The organism is Pseudomonas sp. MWU16-30316 (assembly GCF_020515645.1).
Taxonomy (GTDB): domain Bacteria; phylum Pseudomonadota; class Gammaproteobacteria; order Pseudomonadales; family Pseudomonadaceae; genus Aquipseudomonas; species Aquipseudomonas cerasi.
The window spans coordinates 808,561-833,616 of record NZ_JAIZAZ010000003.1 but is presented as its reverse complement, the minus strand read 5'-3'; the positions used below and the strand labels follow the sequence as shown (position 1 = coordinate 833,616).

Sequence of the window (25,056 nt, the reverse complement as noted above, 5' to 3'; positions counted from 1 at the left end):
TGTCTGACCGCAGGACTCGAAGAAACAGAAGACTTACTTAATTGCTGAATCAAGGCTGCGCCTTGGCGTGTCTCTCTATAAACGGAAAAAGGAACCCCGATGAACATGCAACAGCTCTTTCCGCATCTCGGCAAAGTGATCTCCGGTATCGGAAGCCGCCAGTTCGCCCGCTTGCTCCACGAGATGATCACCGCTTCGCTGCCCGTGGATGCGACTCATGTCATTCAGGGACTCAGTCGATCCACGAATGAAGTAACCGGCACTCACGCCGTTGGTGCCTTCGGTGGACATCTGCACCAGGTGCTCAACCCGGGGATCGACAGCAGACGTCTGGAGCCTGTTCTGTTGAGCCCGACAGAACTGGCAGACACTCGCGTCGACAGATCCATCAGGTTTGAGTCGCCCTCCTACAACGCACAGGAAAAGCCAGGTCATCTGCTTCCTCACGCGTCTTTCCCCCAGGTACACCTCGCTTACCCGGGCAAGGGGGAGTATGTGCTGTCGGTTTATCGATCCCCTTCTGCCAAGGCATTCACCAGTCAGGAGCGCGCCCGGCTCAAGGATCTGTCCTGGGTCGTGTTGCCCATCGTAAAGCAGCATATTGCAACTGTGACGCCTACCCTTGTTTCTACAATCCCCTCGCCTGTCACAAAAAGCCTTAAAAACAAAGATGCCATGGAAGGCCTGCGCCAGCGTTTCCTGGGTCGCCTGGAAGCCTCGGCACTGAGCCTGTCTTCGCGCGAGACCGAAGTGTGCGTCGGGCTGCTGGCCGGTCTCACTGTGCCTCAACTGGCGGACAGGCTTGATCTGAAAGTCAGCACGGTGGAAAGCTACTTCAAGCGCGCGGCAGTAAAAATGGGCATCGCGGGTCGCAGTGCGCTACTTCGCTGGTTGCATGCCGAGCATAGCGTGCAGCATCCCACCCCTGTAGAAATGTTTCAGGCGGCAGTCTGAGCCGAGGGCAGTTTCATTGTTGTTCCATATTCAGGGATTTTCCCGCCATGCAGCGGTGCGGTCTGTGGATCGGTTGATGTCCGTCCAGACCGCTACCGCCGCGCCATCCGGCATACGTCGTACATCCCCAGCGCGGCGCTCGACTGATCAACGTCGAGGGTAAACGACCAACCGGTTCAGACGATGTGCGCATTGCGCCATTTCTTGCGCCCATAAAAAAACCCGCCGGAGCGGGTCGTTTTTCTATCAATACCATTCCAACATCCTGTCAGTAGCCATCCCGGCAATGGTGATCATCCCTGACCTCCGAAGCGCCTCCTGCGCAACGGTTGATGGGTATAGATTGCTACTTCGCGAGCATGTCGTACAGGGCTGATTCACCTCGGCGTGTGTAAGCCTTTCGCTATATGTTCAGCTAAGGCGCGGTAACCTCACCCCTGTTCAAACTCGATCAGTACCTTGCCAATGTGCCGCGCGGCGGCGAAATATGCGTAGGCTTCGGGGGCATCGGCGAATTTGAATGTCCTGGCGACTACCGTTTCAACTCCATTGGCCTCGATGGCTCGAATAAGGTCGACAAACATCTCGCGGCTGCCGTTGGCGATGCCTCTGATTGTGACGTTTTTGAGGATCAGCGACAGGTAGTCGGGAATCGGCGAGTGCTGACCTGGCGTCACGCCTATCACGGCAATACGGCCGTTGACGGCAGCCGCCGCGATCGATTGTCCCAAGGTGTCCTGCCCTCCTGTCTCGATAATGATGTCGGCACCGGCGTTATCACTGAGCGCCATGACTTGAGCCGCCCAGTCCGGGTGCGTGCGGTAATTGATCGTGATGTCGGCGCCAAGCTGACGCGCGATGTCCAGCTTCTCGTCACTCGATGAGGTGATCGCCACGCGTGCGCCGTGAAGCCTGGCCAGTTTCAACGCGGCCAGCGCCACTCCGCCGGTCCCCAGACACAGGACGAGTTCACCCGGTTTGACCTTGCAGACCTCCATCAGCGCGTTCCAGGCGGTCAGACCGGCAGATGCCAGTGCGGCAACGTCCTTGTCAGCCAACGCGTCCGGTACGTGAATCAAGGCAGCGGCGGGCAATACGACTTTTTCAGCCAGCCAGCCGTCATGAGTTACACCGACATCGTGGGCGAACACGCTGGTGCGAAATTCGCCCTGCAGCCAGCCGGGAAAGTGACCGCAGATGACCCGGTCGCCCGGTTTGACCTGGCTGACGCCCTCGCCTACGGCGATGACTTCACCCACGCCTTCGGACATGGGAATGCGCTCTGGTAATTGTCGGGGGCCGTATGTACCACGCAGAATTTGAACATCCCGGCTGATAAGGCTCACCAGGCGAGGCGCCACGATGGCCTGCCCCGGCCCGGCGATCGGCTCGGGCCGAGTGGTCGCGGTCAGCGCGTCCAGGCCTTGTTGAGATCCGATCTGAAAAGCTTTCATGAACATAATCCTTGTGCCGTCAGCGCCATGAGGTCTCTGCATCGCGCCTTGAAAATATCGTGTCGCCCGGTTCAGGGCCGCGGGTTCTTCAACGTGTCGCCTACACAATACCTGCTCAGCGCTGAGCATCAAGTCCGGCACTCGCATCCCGGCCGCCTTGGTCTGCTGCCTGGCGTGGCGTAACGGCACGGCGCAGCGCAGCGTTGCGCCACGGCCGTGCTTACGCCTGATGTACCGAGTTATTGTGGTAGCTGGCAGCCCTTTTTCTTTAAGGATTCCAGGACCCAGGAGCGATCGTTTTCTCCCTTGGCGATCTGTTCCAGTTGCTTTTGTTCGGCATGGTGCTTGGCCGCGGCTCGATCATAGACGTCGGCGACATGCTCGTACGGTACGCACAGCAAGCCGTCCTCATCGCCTATGACCAGATCACCCGGTTCGATCACCATACCGTCGATCGCAATAGCCACGTTGATCTCACCCGGCCCGTCCTTGTAAGGGCCCCGGTGGGAAATGCCTGCTGCAAACATCGGGAATGTCCCTGCAGCAATGCTTCCTGCGTCCCGAATCGCGCCGTTGATGACGATGCCCGCCACGCCACGCTTCACCGCATAGGCCACCATCATCTCGCCGATGAGCGCGTTGCTCAGGTCTCCCCCCGCATCCACCACGATCACATCGCCCGGTTCGGCGATATCAATGGCGTAATGCAACATGAGGTTGTCACCGGGCCGGGCTTTCACGGTCAGAGCAGGTCCGGCCAGCACGCCTTCGCGGTGCATCGGACGCAGGCGAGCGCCGCCTGCGGTCATTCTATTCATCGAATCGCTGACATTTGCGACGGGTACGTCGCGATAACGTGATACCCACTCAGCGCTGACTTTGCGGGCTGCTTCGAGGACTCGGAATCCAATCGTCATGGGGCATGGCTCTCTTGAAATTATGGGTTGCCGCCGAAAGGCTGGGGAAGCTTTTTCAGAATCACATTTCATTTTGTATCAATCAAGCGGTAAAAAATAATTAATAAACTTTTTTAGTCCGATAAAAATCAGGATAGTGAAATGGCATTTCATTATGGTAGGGTTTAGATATCGGGTTGAAGTCGCTGCCCGGTCGCACACCAAACGCGACGCAAACAAGAACAAGGTACGCATCCATGACCCGCAAGATTTTGCTGACGGGCCCCGCCCTAGCACACAACGCGATGAGCTATGCGAATGATCTGGGCATTCAGATTTTCCCCACCACCCCCTATCTGCCGGCTGAAGAGCTCACTTCGCTCATCCGCGACGTGCAGCCCGACGCGATCATCGTCAGGCAAGGCAAGCTCACGCGAGAAATGATCGAAGCGTCCCCCAGGCTCAAGGCGGTCGCCAAGCATGGGGTCGGCTACGACACCATCGATATTCAGGCGGCGGCAGAGAAAGGTGTCCCTGTCATGATCGCCCTCGGGGCGAACGCGCAATCCGTGGCCGAACATGCCTTTGCGCTCATGTTCAGCGTGGCTCGGCAAATTGCCTGGCTGGATGCCCGTACACGTCAGGGGCATTGGGATAAGGCCACCGCCAACGGCATCGAGTTGTCCGGCAAGACATTGGGGTTGGTTGGCCTTGGGGCGATCGGCAGCATCCTGATGGATCTGGTTGCGCCCTTGCAGATGAAGGTCAAGGTGTTCGACCCTTACCTCAAAACGCTACCCGAACGTTCAAACGTCGAGCGTGAAACCGACTTTGACCGCCTGATCGAATCCAGCGATATCATCAGCCTGCATTGCCCGCTGACTGACGAAAATCGCAACCTGATCAGTACCGCGCAACTGAACCGCATGCGCTCCAACTGCATCCTGATCAATACTGCCCGTGGTGAACTGGTCGACACCCAGGCGCTTATCCAGGCGCTGCAAGCCAACAGAATCGCAGGTGCGGGGCTGGATACGTTCAATCCGGAGCCACCGTCTGCCGACAGCGCGCTGTGGCAGCTGCCAAATCTCGTTGCCACACCGCATACGGGTGCCAATACCACCGAATCCCTTGATCGCGTGGGACTGCTGGCCGTTCAACAGATCGTGAAAGTGTGGGAAGGCGACGCGCTTGATCCTCGCTGCGTCGTGAATCGCCAATTGCTCGATAGCTGATCCGGCTTGCGCCCCGCTGCCTGGCCGGCGGGGCGAACATCTACCGTTTCTCCACAAAAATAAACACAGGAGAGCACCATGGCCCGCCCCCAAGCGACTCAACCGGTCACCGAACTTGAGCTCACTACCATGCGCAAAGTTGCATGGCGACTGCTTCCATTCCTTATCCTCTGTTACCTGATTGCGATCATCGACCGCGGCAACATCGGCATGGCATCGCTGCAGATGAATCATGACCTGGGCCTCAGCCCGGCGATCTTCGGTTTCGCGAGCAGCCTGTTCTTTGTCTCCTACTTTCTGGTCGAGGTGCCGAGCAACCTGGCACTGCAGAAATTCGGCGCGCGCATTTGGATTGCACGCATCATGATCACCTGGGGGCTGATTTCCGCAGGTACGGCTTTTGTCCAGGGCGCCAACTCGCTATACGTCATGCGCTTTCTGCTGGGCGCTGCCGAGGCAGGTTTTTTCCCGGGGGTGCTGCTGTACATGACTTACTGGTTGCCGTCAGCCTATCGCGCACGCATGGTGGCGATCTTCATGGTCGCTATTCCAGGTGCAAACTTTCTGGGCTCGCCGCTTTCGGGCTACCTGCTGACACTGGACGGCTGGATGGGCATGAGGGGCTGGCACTGGCTGTTCATTCTTGAGGGGATCCCCGCGGTACTGCTGGGAATTGCCTGCCTTTTCATTCTCACGGATCGTCCCGCTCAGGCTCGCTGGCTGAATGACGAGCAGCGCACCTGGCTGGTCAACAAGCTGGACGAAGAGCGCAAGCTCAAGACCAATATCGGCCATATCTCGCTGTGGAAGCTGCTCAAGCACAAGGACATATGGGTCATGGCGCTTATCTATTCAGGCGCGTCTGCAGCAGGCAGCACCATGAGCGTGTGGGCACCGCAGCTGTTGAAAAGCTTTGGCCTGAGCAATCTGGAGATCGGCTTCGTCAATGCCATTCCCTACGGTATTGCATCGGTTGCCATGATCGTCTGGGGGCGCAGCTCGGACCGCAGCAATGAACGTCGCTGGCACACCTCCGCCACGTTGTTTTTGATCACGGCAGGTCTGCTGCTGGCGCTGGTCACATCCTCTCTACCCGCCACTGTGGTGATGCTGACCATGGTGCTCATCGGCGCCTACTCGATGAAAGGTCCGTTCTGGGCACTGGTGTCCAACTGGCTTTCGAGCAGCACGGCAGCTGCCGGACTGGCGGCCATCGGCGCTCTGGCGAATCTGATCGGAGGCGGGATCATGGTCAACGCTTATGGCGCTATCCATCAGGCCACGGGAAGTTATGCGGTCGCTCTGTTGCCTCTGGCCGCGCTGTGCACAGCCGGTGCAATCGCCGTGCTTGTGATGGGCAGAAGCCGCAAGCGTGAAGCGCTTGAGGATGCCAAATCCGTAGAGGTCAGTTGAGGCGCGGCAATAACGATTTGAAACGCTGCCTGACGCAGCGCTTCAAGTCGGCTGTTTATGGAAGTGGCTACTGACGCCGGCTTCAGACCGCTTCGTCTACCGCCGTCGCGCGGTGTGTGACCTTCTCCTCGCCGAAGCTTTTCCCTCCGAGGCTGCGCGTCAGGTCGTCAGCCACCTCGATGAAGATCGACCGGATCGCTTTTGCGTAGTCAGCGGTCAGTCGCATGGACGGGCCCGAAAGTACCAGTGCTCCGATGTTTTCATGCAGCGGGCCAAAAATGGGCAATGCCATCGAGGCAGCATGCGGGTCAGTCGCACCGCTGGAGTAAAAAGGCTCCAGCCCATCCTTCGCACGGGCATACGGGGTACGCAATGCTTCGGCACTCGCCGCACCGTCCATGGGGCGCATGTCTCCAGGCTGCATATGCAATCGCAGCCGGTGAGGAGAGTTGACCCGGTACTGGCACAACCGATAGGCGCCGTGTTTCACATAAAAAGAGGCCGTCTCGCCGGTTTCACCGGTCAACTTGTGCAGTCTTGGCAACACATGCCGCTCAAGATCCAGAGCATCCTGGTAGACCGCATTGAGGCGCATGACCTCGCTCGCGAGCATATAGCGACCGTCTGCAAGACGATTGACGAAGCCATAGGTTTCCAGGGAAACCATCAAACGCATGATCGTGCTTTTGATCAGTCCGGTGCGCTCGACCAGTTCCACAAGGCTCAAGGCCGAGTCTCCGATCTGAAACGAAGACAGAACGGTGAGCACTCTATCCGCTGATGCGACTCCATTCACGGCGGGACGTGGACGCGTTTTGACCATCATTATCTCCTGTGCGGCAGATTGCAGCATGAACCTCGAACTCGCAGCATTATCCGTTAGCTGAAAACGGATAGCCATGAAACCCTTGGTATCAGCCGCGCTGCAAAGGTCAAAAAAACGCCGCCAGCCCAATGTCGGGCTTACTGCTTCAAACGCCAGACACCTTCCACCTGGTGCGCCAGACCTCGCTCGCCCAATGATTCGATATATTTCTGCATGCCCTTTTCGCCACGTTTTTGTAGCAGGCGGATGGCCCGCGGCAATAGATTGGGGAACAACATGGCCAGACTGGACGCCCAGGATTCACTCGGTTTCGGTGATCGCTCCAGGCAGGGCTTGTCGAGCATGAGCATTACCTGACGTGCGACGTCATCCGGCGATTGCGGCGGCGCGATGAACTGCAAGGCGTTGCCGCCCTCAATCGCTTCCTTGCGCAACATTTGTGTGTCTGTCGCAGTGGGCAGGATCGAGCCGACCTTGATGCCCTTCTCTGCCAGATCCAGCCCGATCGACAACATGGCGCCACGCAGGCCGAACTTGCTGGCGCAATAGATGGGTGATTCCGGCGTGGGAAATACACCGCCCAGCGAAACCGTGGAGATGATCCGGGCGTCAGCCGAGCGCTTGAGCAATGGGATGGCGAGGCGCGTAAGAATCAGGGGTGCAACGAGATTGATATTGAGCTCTCTGCTGATGCTGTCCACCGAGCGTGTATCGAACGCCTCGACCACCGCGATGGCGGCATTATTGATCAGCACGTCCAGTCGGCCAAACTCTGCTTCTATATAGGCCATCAAATCAGCCAGGGCTTGCTGATCGGTCAGATCAATCACATAGGGATAAGCGCCTTCCCCCAGTTTTTCTGCCAGCGAACACAATTGTTTTTCGTCGATATCAGCCAGGACCAGTTGCATCCCCCGACGGATCAGCTGGGCACAGATGGCCTGGCCTATGCCACCGGCCGCACCGGTAATCAGGACCACCGTTTTCATGAGCACGTCTCCTGAATGGCGGCTGTTTCCTGGAGCAGCGGCGCAGCCACATAGCCGGCACCTCTGCGCAGGTTCTTGTAGTAGCCTTCCTCGACCATTGGCCAGCCCAGCCCATGAGACAACTTGCGCAGGTATTTCTTGAGCGTATGAGCCTCCAGGTACACCTCATGGCGTTGGGATTTGACGAACGTGATCCCCCCGGAAAGATCCGGATCGTCAGACGCAATCAACCGATCAAATTGACGAGCTCTGGCTTTTTGCTGCAATTGGTCGCGCAAGTAACAGGCCACCGCGTGGGCCTCGCTGTCGAACAGCTTGTAGGCGCTGGAGTTGGTTTCAACGTAACCGATGCCAAACAGGTTGTGGTGCTCGCGGCTGAAAATCGACAGGTATAATCGGGGCCGACCGCCCTTCCACTCGAAATAGTTTGCGGCGTATTTGCAGCTCCATTTATAACCGGTGGCGTAAAGCACCAGATCCAGCGCCTCGCGTGTGCCATCCTTGAACACCACGTACTGCCCCTCATAGTGCGAAACATCCGCTTTGACCTGAATATCACCGTGCTGCAAACAGTGCAGCAACTGGGTATTGAGCAACGGGTGGCTTTCAAACAGCTTGTGGTCAGGTCTGGGCAAGCCAAAACGGCGGGTGTCGCCATTGATCACACGCAGAATCGCCTGAAATATAGGCCGCGCCAGCCATATTGGCAGTTGCGGCCCCTTTTCGCCGAACTCATCAACCGGCATTCCGAACAGATGCTTAGGGATGAAGTGATAGCCGCGGCGCATGCTGATAAAGGCTTTATCCGCATGCCTGGCGGCGTCACAGGCAATATCTGCACCGGAGTTGCCCGCACCGATGACCATTACCCGTTTGCCTTTGAATTCGTCGGCATGCTTGTAGGTTACCGAGTGCCTGATGGTGCCTTCGAACTGACCTTTCACCTCGGGCATGTTCGGGTCCCAGTTGCACCCTGTGGCGCACACAACCGCGCGATAGCGGCGTCGTTCACCGTTGGCCAGTGTCACCAGCCAGCGGCCGTTTTCTTCCTTTTCGACATTGTCGACGGCGGTGTTGAAGCGGATTTTGCCGTACAGGTCAAACGCCATTGCAAAGGAGCGGACGTACTCGAAAATCTGCCGATTGCTCGGGTAGTCGGGAAAGTGCGCGGGCATCGGGTAATCAATGAAGCCAGACTGATCGCGCGAAGAGATAAAGTGCGCCGAATGGTACATCGGCGTTCCGGGGTTATTGATATCCCAGACACCACCCACTTCACTGTGTCGCTCGAATTGTTCGTAATCGAGTCCCTGGCGCTTGAGCGCCCTGGCCATGCAAAGCCCGCCAGGCCCGCTTCCGATAATGCATACCGCGTCGGCGCAATCGTGAATCTTGTTGTCGTTGCTCACTTTGTATTCCTCGGGTTCTACAGCGAGAACCCTAAGTTAGCCAAGGAGCCGTAGCGCTAGCAGGGGGTTTATGGACGTTAAAGGGGGTGATAACGGACTTGTCCGACAGGCACTTCAAGCCGATAAAAATGAACGTTTACACGGATGTTTCAGCTGTTTTTTCAGGCATGCTGTGATTCGATGGGACAAAAATACCTGCACGTGAAAGGTCTGGATCAATATGAAGCTCATTGCCGACCCACTGTTCTCCGAAGCCTCTGCCCCGCCACAGGTATCGCGTATGCTTCTGCAGTACGCGACCGATCGTGGCGTCAATACCCAGTGGCTGTGCCGTGGCCTGGGTTTCGCGCCTGATGACCTGAAGAAATCGGGTTATTTACTGTCGCACCGGCAAAGCAACCTGCTGGTGCGCCGGACCCTTTCGGAGTTGGGCGATGATGGCTTGGGGTTGTCGGTCGGCCAGCGCCAGACGGCCGTGTCATGGGGTATCGTCGGATTGGGCATGCAGGCCAGCCCGACGCTGGGCGATGCGCTCAATCTGGCCATCCGCTATCAGAAACACGCCGGCGCCCTGCTCTCCCACCGTATGGAGTTTCACGAGGGGCGTTGCCTGACGTATATCGTGCCGCAGTTCTTCGACCCCGATGTAATCGGTTTCTATCTGGAAGAGGCGTTCGCCAGCGCGATGGCGATCGTTCGGCACCTGAGTGGCCGTCATGATCTGGTTCCCAGTCGTGTGGAACTTGAATACCCGGAGCCCGAGCACGCGCATCGGTACAAGGAAGTGTTCCGCTGCCCGGTGGTATTCGCCGGTACGCATAATCTGATCGAGTTCGACGCCCGTTGGCTGGAAACGCCATTAGTCACGCGTGACGATTTCGTCGCGGCCGAAGTGGCCGAGTTGTTGGACAGCGCAAACTGGGAAGATAAAGGCACGTCTGATCTTGTCGAAACCGTGCAACGGGAAATACGCAAGCGGCTCTGCGCGCCGCCGTCACTCAATGAACTCGCGCAGCAACTCAATATAGGCGAGCGCACCTTGAGGCGGCGTCTGGATGAAGCCGGACAGTCTTATCAGGGCGTCATCGATTCACTGCGCCGGGCAAAGGCATTGTCACTGCTGAGTCACCGCGAAACGAAGCTGATCGACGTGGCCAGCGAAACCGGCTTCAGTGATATTCGTGATTTTCGCCGGGCATTCAAGCGCTGGACCGGGGTAACGCCGCGAGAGGCCAGGCACGAGATGCAGCAGTTCCGCAAAGATATCCAGCGCCCGACATCGCCCTGATGTTTCGCGTGATCCGCAGTCTGCAGCGTATTGACGGAAGTCCATCGCCGCCCCCTTTCGCGTCCGGTTCAGCCCTGATCGTTCTGTAACCGATTGTTTAACGTAGCCCTGCTCTGCATAACCAATCAAACAAGAGATGGGCTGCCATGACCGATCGAGTTCTTGTTACCGGAGGTGGCGGGTTCGTTGCCTGCCACCTTATTCAGCAATTGCTCGCCAGCGGTATTACCGTCAATACCACCGTGCGCAATCTCGCCAACGAGGCAAAAGTGCTGCCTTTGCGGACGCTGCAAAAGCAGTATCCGGGCAGGCTTTATCTGTTCGAGGCGGACCTTCTGGCAGAGGGCGCATTTGATGCGCCCATGCGCGACTGCAGCGTGGTCCATCATGTGGCGTCACCTTTCCTGTTGCCCGAGAAAATAAAAGACGGTCGCCGGGAGATGCTTGAGCCCGCACTGCAGGGCACTCGGAATGTCCTGCAGAGCGTCGATAAAACCCCCAGCGTGATGCGCGTGGTCATGACCTCCACGGTCGGGGCAATCTTTGGTGACTACATCGATGTGCTGCAGATGAGCAACAAGACCCTCACCGAGGAGTATTTCAATACCAGCAGCACACTCAAGACCAATCCCTACCATTACGCCAAGGTCGAAGCCGAGAAAGAGGCGTGGAGAATCTGCGAAGCGCAGAGCCGCTGGAGCCTGGTGACGATCAATCCCGGCATGATTCTGGGCCCGTCTCTGACACCCGCCTCGGAGTCCGGAAGCCTCTTCCTGCTGGATGAGATGTTCCGTGGCTACTTCTTTTACGGGATGCCCGACCTGAGCCTTACGACGGTCGACGTCCGGGATGTGGCGACAGCCCATATCACCGCGGCCAACAAGGCTGACGCTCATGGACGTTACATCCTTGCCGAACAACGAATGATCTCTTTCGTGGAGATCGCCGGCATTGTGCGACGTCTGCATCGACGTCCCTGGCTGCTGCCCCGCTATCAGATCCCCAATGTGCTCGTGCGCTTGATCGGTCCGATGTTCGGGCTCACTCAGGCTTACCTGAGCAAGCATCTGGGCATCCGTTTCAGCGTGGATAACCAGCGCAGCGTGAATGATCTGGGAGTCAGGTATCGCTCGATCACCGAAACGCTGACCGACCACTATCAGTGCTGGGAAGCGCAGCGCCAGCTGAAAGGTCAGGCGGCCCGAAACCGTTAGGTTGCCCCATCTGTGTAAACGGAATGGAACATGCATGGTTATCTGCCATCACGTTTCACCCGAGGTCTTCCCATGCGCCATCTCGATACCGATTGCCTTGCCGCTTTTGTTGCTGTCATCGACTGCGGCGGGTTTACCAACGCCGGTGAGCGTATCGGCAAGACCCAGGCAGCGGTAAGTCTGATGCTGGGACGACTGGAAGCCAGGGTCGGGCGCAAGCTGCTGGAGCGCTCTCGCCGTGGCGTCACGTTGACGGAGCATGGCGAAAGGCTGATCGGCTATGCCCGGCGCATCCAGATGCTTGAGGATGAAGCGCTTGCCGCGCTGGATTGCGGGCAGGAGGCTGCCCGCGTCCGTATCGGCATGCCGGATGACTACCTGGAGTCACTGGGGTGCGAGCTGATGCAGGCGTTCGCCCTGCGCCACCCGCATCTGCAGGTGGAAATCATCTGTGATTTTTCTTCTCGCCTCGAGGCGATGATTACGGAAGGTAGCATCGACCTGGCGATCATCACCCGCGCCAACACCAAGGTACAGGGTGAGTTACTCCGGTGCGAGCCGATGTTGTGGTGCGCAGCGCCGGGGCATTTTCCCGAGCAACAGAAGGTTGTGCCGCTGTCATTGTTTACCGACAGCTGCCGGGCGCGTCCGCAGATCATCGAGGCGCTGGATCTGCTAGGCACGCCCTGGCGAGTGGTCAGTTCGTCATCCCATCTCCCGGGCGTCATGCATTCGGTTCGATTGGGCACCTCGGTGACGGTATTACCCGCTTCGGTCGTGCCGTCCGGCTGGCGCATTCTGCACTGCGAGCAATTGCCCGAGCTGCCGAGCATCGAGCTGGAGCTTGTAGTGCCCGAACATGCCCTGCTGAACACGCGCCGCCTGGCACATTTCGTTCGCGACTGCTTCAAGGCCGAAAGCCTCTCGGAAAACAGCTCACAAGTCACTTCTAAAGGCACGATTCAAAGCGAAGCGATGGCCGCCTTGTAGCCTTCCAGCAAGGCCTGCAATGCCTGCTCCTGATGGGCAAAGGTCAGGTAGGTGCGGCCGAAAGCAAACGGCATGCTCATGACCCTTTGCCGACGCAGCGCCTTGTGCAAGGCCAGCGTCCAGCGACTGTCAGCCATTTGCGCTGCATCAGCGTAGTCTTTGGGCGGGACTGCCGACGGCCATAAGGTGAACACCGACCCGTAACCCGTGCTGCTTACCGCCATGCCCTTGTTGGCAAAGGCTGCCACCAGTTGCGCGCGCAACTGATCGCCGCGTCTCAGCAGTGCGGGATAGTCCGCAGTGGCCAGTTGCTTGAGGGTTGCCAGTACTGCGGCGCAGGCCGGCGGCGCTCCGCTGTAAGTACCGGCACGGACGATTTTCCCCTGTTCGAACAACCCCATGTATTCGGGCTTTCCGACCAGTGCAGCGACGGGAATACCACTGCCGATGGCCTTGCCGACCGTGGCGAGGTCGGCCTCGGCACCCAGCAACGTGCCGGTCAGCCCCGGGCACAGGCGCAGCCCCATCAGCACTTCATCCAGAATAATGAGCGCCCCATTGCGGTGGGCCAGATCGCTGAGGTACTTCAAGTACCCGGCTGCAGGTTCGATGCAACCCGCATTGGCCAGCACCGGTTCCAGCACCAGAGCGGCAATGTCGTGGTAGTCGCGAAACAACTGCTCGGCGTCGGCAAAATCGTTGTAGCGCAGCAGCAGTACACCGTCCCTTTCCGGACGCTGCGTATCGGCCATCAGGGCCGATGCCTGTCCGGCGTTGCCAAAGGCGACCGAGTCGTACCAGCCGTCATAGCCGGCAGCGAACTTGACGATACGCTGGCGGCCCGTCGCGACGCGGGCAGTCCGGCAGGCCAGGTGCACCGCTTCGCTTCCGGTATTGACGAATATCACCTGGCTGAGATCGCCGGTGAACGCTGCCAACGCCGCCGCCGCAGCCTCCTCGTCTGCGTGGGCGAAGGACGGCATCGGGCCATTGATCATCGCAGCACTGGCTGCAGCCATGACCTGCGTCTGGGCATGACCGAGCATGGTTGCACCGAAGCCCATTGCCGTGTCCACGTAGCGAATCCCCTCGCTGTCCCACAGCCATGGGCCACTGGAACGCGTGACATTGAAGACCTGGCCATCGATTTCAGGCAAAGCGCGGCCGCCGCTGGAAATTCCACCGATCAAATGTTTCATCTTTTTTCTCAGGAAATGGGAGGGATCAATAGCCCATGACGCGGGGCAACCATTGGGTCAGATTCGGGAATAACACGAGCAAGGCGATGGCAAATGCCGTAGCGATCCAGAACGGTATCAATCGTCGTGAGACGGAGCCGATATCAATACGCCCGACATTGCACACCACAAAGATGTTGGTTCCGATAGGCGGAGTGAACAGCCCCCAGCCCAGGGTCATGGTGAAGATCAGACCGATCTGGTAGGGCTCGAAACCTGCCGCCTTGGCAACCGGAACCAGAATGGGGGCCAGGATGATCATCGCCGGGCCCAGGTCCAGCCAGAAGCCAACGACCTTGAGCACCAGAATCACCAGCAATATGGTGATCAGCGGGCCGGTATGCAGGCCGACGATCCAGGTCGCCACGGTATGCGGTACCAGTTCGAAGGTCAGAATCCAGCCGAACGGCATCGCCACGGCCATGATGATCATTACCGAGCCAGTTGTGGTGACCGCTTCGGTCACGGCCGGGAACAGGTCACGCCAGCGCAATTGGCGGTAGACGATGGTGCCGACGAACAGCGCGTAAAGAACCGACAAAGAGGCTGCTTCAGTGGCCGTGGCAAAGCCGGTCACTATCGTTCCCAACACCATGAACGGCATCAGCAATGCTGGTAGCGCGCCGGCGGTATCACGCAGGAACAGGCCCCAGTCCATCTTGCCTTCGGCTTTTGGAAAGCCCTCGCGAACCCCTACTATATAAGCGGTCAGCATGAAGACTGCGGCGAGCATCAGGCCGGGGATCACGCCGGCCATGAACAGACCGCCGATAGACGTATTGGTCAGCACGCCGAACATGATCAGAATGACACTCGGTGGCACGATAATACCCAGCGTTCCGGAGGCAGCGGTGACTGCCGCGGCGAAGGCACGAGGGTAGCCTCGCGCTTCCATCACCGGAATCATGACCTTGGCAACGGTGCCGGTATCGGCCGTGGCCGAGCCGGTCAGGCCGCCATAAACGAACGCAGTGGCCACGTTCACCAGTCCGAGTCCACCACGCAAACGTCCGAAGCAATGCTCTGCAACGCGCATGATGCGCAGCGTGAGGCCGCCACGGTTCATCAATTCTCCGGCCAGCAGAAACAACGGAATCGAGGCCAGGGTGGATGAGTCCGCACCGCGCAGTGTCTGCTGGGCGAGCCAGGCCAGCGGCATGTGCAGATCGCCCCATAGCAAAGCCGCGATACTGCCACCGGCCATCGCCCAGACGACGGGCAGGCCAGCCATCAACAAACAGAAAAACGCCAGAAAGAGAATCAGCACGGTCATGGGCGTACTCCGTTGCGAATCAGGCGTGCCAGGCGCACAACGGCCAGTATCGCGAGCATTGCGGCAGCGCTGATCAGCGCCAGTGAACTCAGTCCTGCCGGCCAGCGCAGCACCGGGGTCGGCATCCAGCCTGTGCGTGAAATAAACGCCACACCGCTGCTCAGCAGCCACGCGCTGATCCCCAGCAAAGCCACGCTCGCAAAGGCATCCAGGGCCTTTTGCAGAGCGGCCGGCAGCATGCCTGCCAAGCCTTGGAATCGCACGTTCTCCTGCCTCATTTCAGCGATCACCGCGCCAGTGAACGTCACCCAGATAAACCCGATGGTGGCGATCTCGAACGACCATTCGAAGCCATGCAGGTTCAGGTAGCGGGAGAAGACGCCCGCCAGAATGGACAGAAAGGTGACGGCGAACATCAACGCGCCGAATACAGCAAGGCAGCGTTCAGCCAGGCTGCTGGGTGGTTGGTCGGGATGCGGGCTGATAGACATGGCGTCACTCGCCTTGCGCGTCGTGTCGCAGCTGGCTGACGAAGTCTTCGCCCCAGACCTTGCCGAACTGCGTATAGACCGGATTGCTCAGCTCGCGAAACGGCCGAGGGTTGACGTCGTTGAACTTCACGCCCTTGCTCTGCATTTCCTGCTGGATTTTGCTGTACACCGCTTCCAGCTGTGAGCGATACCAGGCGGTGGTGTCTACCACCGCCTTGTCGAGAGCCGCCCGCTCCGTTGTGCTCAGGCTTTCATACTTGTCCTTGTTGATGAACCAGAAGTTTGCCGACCACACGTAGTTCGAGAGCGAGACATACTTGGCGACCTCGTACCATTTCTGATCATGAAAATCGCGCAGTTCAGGCTCGACCCCGTCCACTACACCCGATTGCAGCGAGGTATAGACCTCGCCAAACGGAATCGACTGCCCCAGCCCGCCCAATTGCTTGATGGTTGCCAGAATGACCGGGTTGGGCGGCGTGCGTATTTTCAGGCCGCTAAGGTCCGCTGGTTGCAATATAGGGTGTTTGCTGTTGGCGAACTGACGAAAACCCGAGTCCAGTGCCGAGAGCATGACGAAGCCGTGGTCCTGGCCCATGCTCAGAAATTTCTTGCCGGCTTCGCTATCGAGGTAGGCATGCACGGCGACAGAATCTTCGAACAGAAATGGCAGTGACAATGCATTCAGGCGTGGATCGATGCCGTCGGTCGAGCCGCCCAAGCCAATGTCGATGGCACCGGCGCCGACCGAGTCGACGATAGGCGCTTCGTCGCCCAGTTGGCCGTCCGGATAGACCTGTACGTTCAATTCACCTTTCGTCTCGGCGCTGACCTCGGCGGCAAAACGCGTCATCGCCTGGTTGATCAGACTGTCGGAGCTGGAGGCATGGGCCAGACGCAAGGTCTGCCCGGCCATTGCCAGGTTGGTACCCACGAGAAACGCCAGACCGGCGATGGCCTGAAGTACTACGGTTTTACGAGACAGGGATCTGAGCATGGCGGCGAACTCTCGTTGATAGCGTTGAAGCTATTAACCATGAGCCGCTGCTGCAGCGTCAATTGAGAGATGGCTTTTTGCGATTAAGATGCGTAATACATCCATACATATATTTATTCATGGGCACCCTCTCCGCCATCCTGGCGCTCTCAGTCAACTCTGGCCGCCCCACTCAAGTATTGCGATAACCCGGTGATTACAGTCGAGGTGCCAAGCGAAGCCTTTTGCTCACAACTCCAAAAATAGAGCCGCGCCGATGACACTGAAAATATCCTTGCCAGCCTGCCTGGTGCTTAGCTTCATGCCGTTCGTTGCCCACGCAGCAGATGGCCCTCCACCGCCCTCGGTCAGCCAGCCCAGTGGTATCAATCTGGGCGGCACGAGCTTTTACGACGGTTTTGCCGGACCGCCTGGCCTGACGCATCAGACCTATCTGAAGTTCAGCACGGCAAGCAGCATCAGAACCAACGGCGGCAAAGACAACAGCGCCTTCGACGACCCGAAGATCAATGTTGTCACGATGATCAATCAGTTGAGCTATTACTCGCCAGAGAGCATTGGTGGTGCGCACCTGGGCTGGAGTCTGCTGGTGCCGGTGGTCTCTCTGGACGGTGACTTCGGTGACAACGGTGCCACACTCAAAGACAACGGCGCTGGGCTGGGCGACGTTACGGTCGGGCCTCAGGCGCAGTTCGACCCAATAATCAACGCCCAGGGAAGGCCGGTTTTCGTCCAGCGTGTGGCTTTCGATACCATCGTGCCCACGGGCAAATACGACAAGCACAAAGACCTGAACCCTGGCTCTAATCATTTCTCGCTGAACCCCTACTGGGCGGCCACCTGGATGCCTGCGCCGCGCTGGGAAATGAGTTGGCGCCTCAACTACCTGTACAACTTCAAGAACGACGACCCGGCGAGCAGTTCGCAACAGTTTTTCGACGGACAGTCAGTGCGCAACACCCAATCCGGCCAGTCGGCGTGGGCCAACTTCACCGCATCGTATGAAGTGTTCCCCAAGGTTTCCGTCGGCATCAACGGCTACTACTTCAGGCAGATATCGGATGATCAGGTCAATGGCAGCCGCTTGAGTGACTCCCGGGAAAAAGTACTCGGCATCGGACCTGGCCTGTTCTGGAAAATAAGCGAACCGCAGGCGTTCTGACTGAACACCTACAAAGAAACCGGCGTCGAGAACCGCTCACGCGCGGATTACATGGTGCAGGTTCGTTACGTTCACACGTTCTGACCGATGTCTGTGTCCGCCCGTGCACGGTGGGCGGCCCCTTTGTAGAGGTAATGAGTGAATATATCTGGCAACGACGCCTGTCGCGTTGCGCCGAAGAGTTGCGCAGCAATGAGCATGCCCATCGTTCACTGACCGATATCGCCTATGCCTGGGGCTATGGCAGCAGTTCGCATTTCAGCAGGCAGTTCAAATCGACATTCGGTATGTCGCCCCGGCTGTTTCGAGAGATGGCTCGCGGCAGGGATAAGCCGTCGAGTGCGGCCTGACAGCTGCAATCAAGCGACGGTTTCAGACCGGTTTCGAGCCGTGCAGTGCCGGCAAAAGCACGTCAGCTCGACAATCGGCGCGCGTTGCAAGAAACTTGGCAGCACGGTCTGCTCGTATCGGCATTCCGCCTCGGCACCATGACCTCCAGCATCCCTGCTCGCCAATACGCTGCAACGGGCGGCGTTCGGCAGGACCAGATCGACCTCATTACTGCCCGTGCCGTTGACGCAGTTATCCACTTCATCGATATCGCCAACGGAGCACGTTAATGTTTCATGTCATGTTCAGCATGCCCTGCCTGTACGTCATCGCCCGATTCCTATGGCCGATGCCCTGGGCGTTATCGGCGAAAATCGCCGTTGCGGTGCTGCTTGTCCTTGCCTCGCAATATCATCTGTATTGCCGGTTTTCCTCCGGCAGCGTGTTCTCGCCGGAATTTCCACGCTACATCGTGATGCTGTTCAACTGGGCGTTCGGCGCGATACTGTTGCTTGCGGTACTGCAAATCATCGTCGACATCGGCACATTGCTGACGATGCTGGTGCGCCGGCAGACGCTGAGCATTCCGGCCAATCTGCGTTATTTCATCGGTATGGCGGCCCTGGTGCTGGCGGCAATCGGCGTCCAGCAGGCCGTGCGCGTGCCGCCAGTGAAAGACATCCAGATCGCGATTAAAAACCTGCCTCCGCAATTCGAGGGCTACAAGGTATTGCAACTGACGGACATGCACATCAGCCGCCTGTTCGATGCGCCCTGGACCCGGGCTGTGGTGCAGCAGTCCAATGCGCTGGGGGTTGACCTGATCGTCATCACCGGCGATCTCATCGACGGCTCGCTCAACGACCGGAAGCAGGATATCGAGGCGCTGCGCGATTTGCGTGCGCCGGATGGCGTGTACGTCATCCCCGGCAACCATGAGTACTTTTTCGATAACCAGGCGTGGATGCAGCACTTCGTCTCGCTGGGCATGATCCCTCTCGCCAACAGCCACACGCTGATCGAGCACGACGGTGCACGCATCGCTTTGGCCGGCGTCACCGATGTCACGGCGCCGAAAACCGGCTTCCCTGCGCCAGACCTGCAGAAAGCCATAGCAGGCATCGCGAAAGACACACCGATCATCCTGCTCGACCACCAACCCAGAAACGCCGAGGAAACAGCGACCCACGGCATAGCGCTGCAACTCTCCGGGCATACCCATGGCGGCATGATCTTCGGTCTACACCGGCTGCTGGCCCTGGCCAACGGCGGATTCGTATCCGGGCTTTATGATGTGGGCGGGATGCAACTGTACGTCAACAACGGCACCGCACTCTGGCCCGGGTTTGCCATTCGTCTTGGCAAACCTTCGGAATTGACCCGGATTACGCTTCGGCGGGCGCTCTAGCGCCCCATCAGTGGGGCGTAGGCTGTTCGTTTAGTGGGTCTGCTGTCTCCTCCCGGGATTGAGCCAAAAGATCGTTCAACGCTGCGTTCAGCCTCTGCAATGCTCCCTCTTTGTCTACCCACCATTCCGTGGACCATAGCCGCACCAGATTCCAGCCAAGACCGCTGAGAATTGCTCCGCGGACCTTGTCCCGATCCCGAGCAGTGGCAGCGCTGTGATAGGTAGCGCCATCGCATTCGACGCCAGCCAGATAGTCACCCGGACGATCCGGATGGACAACTCCCAGATCAATGCGGAAACGAGAGACTCCGATCTGCGGAATCACTTGCCACCCAAGACGCCTCAGGCCCTGAGCGACTGCCTCCTCGAACGGCGAGTCGTAACCACCGACCGAGCCTTGTACCGCCTCGGCCAAAGCTTTTGGTCCGCGCTGGGCAAACTCTATGAAATGCTTCAAGTCACGGACTGCGCGGGCATTGGTGCGGTTCAGGTCGATCATTGAAGGATCAAAGGATGAGAACACCAACATTTCTCGGCGAGACCGGGTGATCGCCACGTTAAGCCTGCGCCAGCCGCCGTCCTTGTTGAGGGGACCGAAGTTCATGGACATGACCTGCGCGCCGGGCTCGGTAGGACCGTAGCCTATCCCGAGCATAATCAGGTCGCGCTCATCGCCCTGGACTGTCTCCAGATTCTTGACGACAACCGGCTCGGTCTGTGTGTCCTGAAAAAACGGCTCGATCTGCGGGTACTGCTTGCGGGCATTGTCCAACAGATCATTGATCAGTTTTTGCTGATCGGAGTTGAGCGTGATAATACCGATCGAATGGCCAGCAGCCACGAACGCGGGATCGGTAAGGCGCTTGACTGTCTCGCTGACAATGGCTTCGGCTTCAGCCTGGTTGTAGCGCCCTTTGCCTTTTGCATAAACACCGTCAACCCTGCGCCACTCGACGGCACTCGCGCGAGTCTCTGCTGCCGGAAAGGTAATGAGATTACTGTCGTAGTAACGATGATTGGAGAAGGCAATCAGGCTTTCATGGCGACTCCGGTAGTGCCAGCTCAGACTGTGGCTCGGCACCCCTGCTCCCAGGCATTCGTCCAGAATGCTTTCCATGTCTTCCGCGGTATCGTCGTCGCTGGCATTCGGGCCACGGTTGAAAAAGTTCGTCGGCGGCATTTGACGCGGGTCACCCGCGATAACCACTTGCCTGCCGCGAGCTATCGAACCGATTGCGTCCCATGGAGCAATCTGCGAAGCCTCGTCGAAAATGACCAGATCGAAAGGCGGTTGATCGGCGGGCAGGAATTGCGCAATCGACAGCGGGCTCATCAGCATGCAAGGCGCCAGGCGATTCAGCGCGTCGCCCATTTCGACAGCCAGTTGCCTGACAGGTTTGTGCCGGCGAGACTTCTGCAGTTCATGTTTGAGAATGGCAAAGCCGCTGCTCTTGGGTATGTCATTTTTGGAGGGGATCAAGCCACACAGTTTGGCCCGGATGTAACGCACCGTCAGTTTCGCCATTTCGTCGTCCAGACGAACGAAAGCCGCAATATCACTCATGTGCTCGGCAGCCACAAAATTCCGCAACAGAGGTTCGCCGTCTATACCCTGCGTAGCGAACCAATGGGCATAGGCCGTGATGAAGGTTTCCTCGCTTGCTGCAGGTGACAGACTCCCTGCCTCGAGCGCACGCGCCAGACTGGCTAACCCAGCCTCACCAGCCTGCTCGCGAACCCGGCACCAATCGCACCATGCCTTGAGCTGCTCTTCTTGTTGCTGGATTGAGAGCGAAGTAGCCCTCAACACGCCAACGCTCGGTTGTGTATCTGTACCGGCTGCAGATAATTCGGCAAACAGTCGAGCGGCGTCTTCATAGCGAGACAACGCCTGTTGCAAGGCTGATAACGCTACGCCGATTTGCCCGCCCGGCGCCAACATTTCGTTCGCCTCAACGACCAGTCGCGCGACGGCACCGCGTAGCGAAACGAGGTGGTCCGGTGATTGGGCCAGACCGCTTATCAGCCCGCGCAGACGTTCAGCCATTGAGGCTGCACGAAATATCTGTGACACGTCACTGGTCAGGCCCTGCCAGCCCGGGATCGATTGCAGGCTGCCGGCCAATGTATCCAGTTCGTTCAGTTGCGCGTGCAGGCGCTCGAAAATCGCCAGGTCGCCAAGCGTGTCCGGCAGGCCTGCTGCGCCACCTGAAGAGGCCAGCTTCTTCGCGACCTTTTTCTTGGCGAAAGTCGCCAGGAACCAGAACTTTCCTTCGGCATCTCGCCATTCGCTGCGCATCGCCTCAACGGGAATGCGACGGCAGGCTTCGTCCGCATAATCCAGCGACAGACCTTCCTCAAGCTCTCGATAGCTTTCGATTAACTGGCACGCGCGCCGGGCGGCTTCAATACGCGCGACGGCGTCGGGTGCAAAAGCGAATGAGAGGTTCAGTCCATAGGACTCCACGACCAGAGTCGCCAATTCGCCAAGGTGCTGAACCTGCGCCACTTCGGCTACAGGCAAGTCAAGGTGCGTCAGGACAAGAAGCCTTTCACTCGCCGCATTCAGCGCGTCAAGGGCCTGCGGCAGCTCACGTGCGGCATTCGCAATGTGTGCCTGCCAGGCGTTCGACCACTGGGTCTGCGCCAGAGCGCCGAATTTGCCTGACAAATTACGTGCGGCATCACCGTTCAGGCCTAACCGGCGCGACAGATCCAGCAACTGGCTGTACTCGGCAGCATCATGCTGCGTGTCTGATGGCCAGGTCAGCCTGGGTGTTTGAGGGCCATGATCACGAACCACACGACCAATCGCCTGATGCAGGGAGAGCCCGTTGCTCCAGCGTCGGTGCAGTACCGCGACCAGTTCGTTGAGTCGCGAACGCAGTGTCTGCAAACGAGTGGCTTCACGCTCCCATTCGTCGGCGCTCAATGCGTCGCTGACGTCCCAGGCGCGGTCCAGTTGTTTGAGTACTTCAACTTTAGAGGTCTTGCTTGAATGCAGTTCCAGGCAAAACTCGCCCAGCCCCTGTTCTGCCAGGCGACGGTAAACCACGTCCAGTGCCGCGCGCTTCTCTGCCACGAACAGCACGCGGCGGCCCAAGGCCAGATTGTGGGCAATCATGTTGGCAATGGTTTGCGACTTGCCGGTTCCCGGAGGCCCATCCATGACGAAACTATGAGTACCGGCAGATGCCACCACGGCAGATAACTGTGAAGAGTCGGCCGGCAACGGGGCGAAAAGCGTGGCGGGCGTTACTGACGAGTCCAGATGCTCTGGTCTGGGAAACTCGTCTGAGCCGGAGAAGCCCTCATCTACCTCAGCGGGGTCCAGCAAATGCTTGACCAAAGGGCTTTGCAGCAGCAGTGCTGCGTTGGCATTCAGGTCTTTCCACATCAGGTATTTGGCAAATGAGAAGGTTCCCAACACAAGTTCGGTACTCACCTCGAAACCCGGCACGTCACGCACTGCTCGCCGCACCATGTTCCAGATACCCGTCACATCAATGCCACTTTCATCGCTGGGCAGTTCGCCGTCCAGTCCGGGAATTACCAACTCGAAGTCATGGCGCAGCAGTTCAAGCAGCGTCAGATTGAAACGTGGTTCCTCATCAAGCAGGCTTAGCGTTACCCCGGACAAGGCACTTTTACGTTCAAGTTTTACTGGCAGCAAGATCAGGGGCGCGGAGTAAGTTTTCGGGTCGTCGGCACTCTTCTTCCATTTGAGAAAGCCGATGGCCAGAAACAGTGTGTTTGCACCGCCCTCTTCCAGATCGCTACGCGCCTTTCGGAACAGATCAATCAGGGTGGCTTCAAGTTTGACTTTTTCCAGCCCGGCGAGCACTTCACCACGAGCAAGAGCCTGACGAGCAACTTCGTCGACCAGGTTTTCATTATTCTGCTGTTCGTACAGCGCCACATCCCGGCCACTGCTTTTCAGGTCAGGCACCGGCAGCACGCGAATTCGCTGACCACTGGAGAGAAGGTCTTCAACCGCTGCCGGATCGGGGCACAACAGGCGTACGCCTTTTGCGCTGTCCGGGAGGTGCAGGAGACGGTTGCGGATCGTCAGATCGAGGAGTTTGCGTTGCCACAGCGTCAGTTTGCCGGCAGGACCTTCGCTGTCGGTATTTATTTCGACATCGAACCCCGGGAGTGCCGGCGCCTCCTCCAGTCCTTCAATAGTGGGCGGAGCATCGGCTGTCGCATCAGATCCTTCTGTTACTGATATGAGCGCCATCGGACGAATCTTCTGCATCCGGGCACGGTGCAAATCGATGGCCATGATGAACTGCTCATCATCGAGTTGCCGCTCGGCAGCTGCAATGGCCTGGGAGAACCCCGGCGCAGGTGTCTGGGTAGAAAGGGTGGTTTCGAAGACCACCATTTCCTTCAGATCCAGGCGTTTGCGTACTGCCGACGCCTCATCGGTCAACAATTGGGAAAACTCTTGAGGCTGCAACCATACGCCTGCAAATGCATGTCCCTTGGTCATGATCAGCAGAGCATTCAAGCCCGCCTGCTCCAACGCCGCAGCAAACAGCAATGCAGTGTCCAGACAGGTCGCCACGCCGTTTTCCAGAACCACACTCGGAGGCCTGACTTTTTGGCCCTGCTGCTCAAAACTGGCCGGGGGTAATGCATAGCTCAACTGAAAGCTGCACACTCCTGACCAAATGGCAGAGGCAAGCTCCCAGGTTCGCGTACGCGACTTGCTTTCATAGCCGTCAATGCCATCTTTCTTGCCTGCGCGCCGTAATACCTGTGAAGCGGCCTTGAGTACGCGATCTACCGCGGGATCATTGGGCATGCAGAAAGCTGCAAGCAACTCCGGCATTGCGCTCAAGCCGCCCCATTCTGTTCGCGCCAGGAGTTCTATAGGGAAGCGCTGCTCGACGAGCACGTTGTCGCCCTGGGACAAGCGCATCACCACGTCTGCGCTGAGGCTTTCAGTCAGCCCGGCCAAATAACCCGCATTAAGCTTGATATCGCGCTCGGAGATGTTGAGGCGATCACCTGCATGGATGCGGTCTATATGCCAAGTCCGGCTTTCTACGAAATCGGGGTCGGTGCTTAAACTCAGGGTCAGGTTTTCAAAACCGGTTTCTTCCTGGTTCCAGATGCTTAGTTCACGTACCAGCGGTACGGCGTTCTGGTGAGAGGCGAAACCGATCTTCCGGGCGATCAGCGCCTCAATCTCGATGTTCATTCACGGGCTCCTGAAGCTGCGAGCGCTTGCCTCATAGAGGCAGCCAAAATGCGCATATACTCCATGAGTCATCGACAATAAGGAATGCTTATATGTGAATGGAACGCCTTATTCGCAGCAGCACCTCACGTTGACGCGATCGGTGCCTATCCCGATCACAGTTCCAAGAGGGTGTTGCAGCTCGCTGTACTGGCAGAAAGCCGCAGGTTTTATTGAGCGCCAAGCACTAGAGAACTCTCATCGTCTCTGGTGAATCCAAAGTTCCGCATTGAAGTTCGAG

The 25,056-nt window shown here is 58.2% G+C and carries 18 protein-coding genes and 2 pseudogenes; 10 read left to right on the top strand and 10 right to left on the bottom strand.

Annotation, left to right across the window (positions count from 1 at the left end):
- Nucleotides 1-99 precede the first annotated feature (99 nt).
- Nucleotides 100-954: a helix-turn-helix transcriptional regulator gene (locus LCH65_RS14645; protein WP_003372919.1), complete on the top strand. Its 855-nt coding sequence runs from the start codon at nucleotides 100-102 to the stop codon at nucleotides 952-954.
- 431 nt (nucleotides 955-1,385) lie between these two features.
- Here the strand turns inward: LCH65_RS14645 and LCH65_RS14640 are convergent, their stop codons facing one another.
- Both LCH65_RS14640 and LCH65_RS14635 read right to left on the bottom strand, forming a co-directional pair.
- Entirely contained in the window at nucleotides 1,386-2,408 is a 1,023-nt protein-coding gene (locus tag LCH65_RS14640) for an NAD(P)-dependent alcohol dehydrogenase (protein WP_099266635.1), read from the bottom strand.
- 239 nt (nucleotides 2,409-2,647) lie between these two features.
- Nucleotides 2,648-3,325: an RraA family protein gene (locus LCH65_RS14635; RefSeq protein WP_003433928.1), complete on the bottom strand. Its 678-nt coding sequence runs from the start codon at nucleotides 3,323-3,325 to the stop codon at nucleotides 2,648-2,650.
- Between the two features lie 236 nt (nucleotides 3,326-3,561).
- Here LCH65_RS14635 and LCH65_RS14630 point away from each other — a divergent pair, with 236 nt between their 5' ends.
- Both LCH65_RS14630 and LCH65_RS14625 read left to right on the top strand, forming a co-directional pair.
- Nucleotides 3,562-4,539: a hydroxyacid dehydrogenase gene (locus LCH65_RS14630; protein WP_003372913.1), complete on the top strand. Its 978-nt coding sequence runs from the start codon at nucleotides 3,562-3,564 to the stop codon at nucleotides 4,537-4,539.
- A 78-nt stretch (nucleotides 4,540-4,617) separates the two neighbouring features.
- Nucleotides 4,618-5,952 (top strand): MFS transporter, encoded by a 1,335-nt coding sequence (locus LCH65_RS14625; protein ID WP_058417189.1) that lies wholly within the window; start codon nucleotides 4,618-4,620, stop codon nucleotides 5,950-5,952.
- Nucleotides 5,953-6,034: 82 nt separating this feature from the next.
- Here the strand turns inward: LCH65_RS14625 and LCH65_RS14620 are convergent, their stop codons facing one another.
- From LCH65_RS14620 to LCH65_RS14610, 3 genes are all read right to left on the bottom strand, one after another.
- On the bottom strand, nucleotides 6,035-6,775 hold the full coding sequence (locus tag LCH65_RS14620) for a helix-turn-helix domain-containing protein (protein WP_042931175.1): 741 nt from the start codon (nucleotides 6,773-6,775) through the stop codon (nucleotides 6,035-6,037).
- 140 nt (nucleotides 6,776-6,915) lie between these two features.
- Entirely contained in the window at nucleotides 6,916-7,767 is an 852-nt protein-coding gene (locus LCH65_RS14615) for an SDR family oxidoreductase (RefSeq protein ID WP_058417188.1), read from the bottom strand.
- Entirely contained in the window at nucleotides 7,764-9,176 is a 1,413-nt protein-coding gene (locus tag LCH65_RS14610; protein WP_058417187.1) for an NAD(P)-binding domain-containing protein, read from the bottom strand. Before LCH65_RS14610 ends, LCH65_RS14615 begins: the two co-directional genes overlap by 4 nt.
- 220 nt (nucleotides 9,177-9,396) lie before the next feature.
- Between LCH65_RS14610 and LCH65_RS14605 the strand changes: the two genes are divergently transcribed.
- The 3 genes from LCH65_RS14605 to LCH65_RS14595 all read left to right on the top strand — a co-directional run bounded on the left by LCH65_RS14605 (nucleotide 9,397) and on the right by LCH65_RS14595 (nucleotide 12,668).
- Complete coding sequence (locus LCH65_RS14605) at nucleotides 9,397-10,464, top strand: AraC family transcriptional regulator (protein WP_003372903.1); 1,068 nt, start codon at nucleotides 9,397-9,399, stop codon at nucleotides 10,462-10,464.
- 146 nt (nucleotides 10,465-10,610) lie between these two features.
- The gene (locus LCH65_RS14600) at nucleotides 10,611-11,678 is read left to right on the top strand and encodes an NAD-dependent epimerase/dehydratase family protein (protein WP_003372901.1); all 1,068 of its coding nucleotides are present in this window, start codon (nucleotides 10,611-10,613) and stop codon (nucleotides 11,676-11,678) included.
- Nucleotides 11,679-11,750: 72 nt separating this feature from the next.
- Nucleotides 11,751-12,668 carry a LysR substrate-binding domain-containing protein gene (locus LCH65_RS14595; RefSeq protein ID WP_042931183.1) on the top strand — a complete coding sequence of 306 codons (918 nt, stop codon included), beginning with the start codon at nucleotides 11,751-11,753 and terminating at the stop codon, nucleotides 12,666-12,668.
- On the opposite strand, the gene LCH65_RS14590 is transcribed toward LCH65_RS14595, so the two are convergent.
- The 4 genes from LCH65_RS14590 to LCH65_RS14575 are packed head-to-tail and all read right to left on the bottom strand — an operon-like array spanning nucleotide 12,641 to nucleotide 16,667.
- Nucleotides 12,641-13,867, bottom strand: coding sequence for an aminotransferase class III-fold pyridoxal phosphate-dependent enzyme (locus LCH65_RS14590; RefSeq protein WP_003433944.1), 1,227 nt, complete (start codon nucleotides 13,865-13,867; stop codon nucleotides 12,641-12,643). The two genes, LCH65_RS14595 and LCH65_RS14590, sit on opposite strands and share 28 nt — an antisense overlap.
- Before the next feature lie 25 nt (nucleotides 13,868-13,892).
- Entirely contained in the window at nucleotides 13,893-15,179 is a 1,287-nt protein-coding gene (locus LCH65_RS14585; RefSeq protein WP_003433946.1) for a TRAP transporter large permease, read from the bottom strand.
- Nucleotides 15,176-15,670: a TRAP transporter small permease subunit gene (locus LCH65_RS14580; RefSeq protein WP_003372892.1), complete on the bottom strand. Its 495-nt coding sequence runs from the start codon at nucleotides 15,668-15,670 to the stop codon at nucleotides 15,176-15,178. The genes LCH65_RS14585 and LCH65_RS14580 overlap by 4 nt, the downstream gene beginning before the upstream one ends.
- Nucleotides 15,671-15,674: 4 nt before the next feature.
- A complete protein-coding gene (locus LCH65_RS14575) occupies nucleotides 15,675-16,667 on the bottom strand; it encodes a TRAP transporter substrate-binding protein (protein ID WP_096107124.1) in 993 nt (330 codons plus the stop codon).
- A 256-nt stretch (nucleotides 16,668-16,923) separates the two neighbouring features.
- Here LCH65_RS14575 and LCH65_RS14570 point away from each other — a divergent pair.
- The 4 genes and pseudogenes from LCH65_RS14570 to LCH65_RS14555 all read left to right on the top strand — a co-directional run bounded on the left by LCH65_RS14570 (nucleotide 16,924) and on the right by LCH65_RS14555 (nucleotide 19,567).
- Nucleotides 16,924-17,913 (top strand): annotated as a pseudogene (locus tag LCH65_RS14570) (transporter).
- A 53-nt stretch (nucleotides 17,914-17,966) separates the two neighbouring features.
- A pseudogene (locus LCH65_RS14565) lies at nucleotides 17,967-18,179 on the top strand (helix-turn-helix domain-containing protein); the annotation flags it as partial.
- A gap of 45 nt (nucleotides 18,180-18,224) precedes the next feature.
- Nucleotides 18,225-18,449 carry a hypothetical protein gene (locus tag LCH65_RS14560; protein WP_003372885.1) on the top strand — a complete coding sequence of 75 codons (225 nt, stop codon included), beginning with the start codon at nucleotides 18,225-18,227 and terminating at the stop codon, nucleotides 18,447-18,449.
- A complete protein-coding gene (locus LCH65_RS14555) occupies nucleotides 18,449-19,567 on the top strand; it encodes a metallophosphoesterase (protein WP_003372883.1) in 1,119 nt (372 codons plus the stop codon). Before LCH65_RS14560 ends, LCH65_RS14555 begins: the two co-directional genes overlap by 1 nt.
- 7 nt (nucleotides 19,568-19,574) lie before the next feature.
- On the opposite strand, the gene LCH65_RS14550 is transcribed toward LCH65_RS14555, so the two are convergent.
- Nucleotides 19,575-24,776 carry a DUF4011 domain-containing protein gene (locus LCH65_RS14550; RefSeq protein WP_226439579.1) on the bottom strand — a complete coding sequence of 1,734 codons (5,202 nt, stop codon included), beginning with the start codon at nucleotides 24,774-24,776 and terminating at the stop codon, nucleotides 19,575-19,577.
- Nucleotides 24,777-25,056: the final 280 nt, after the last annotated feature.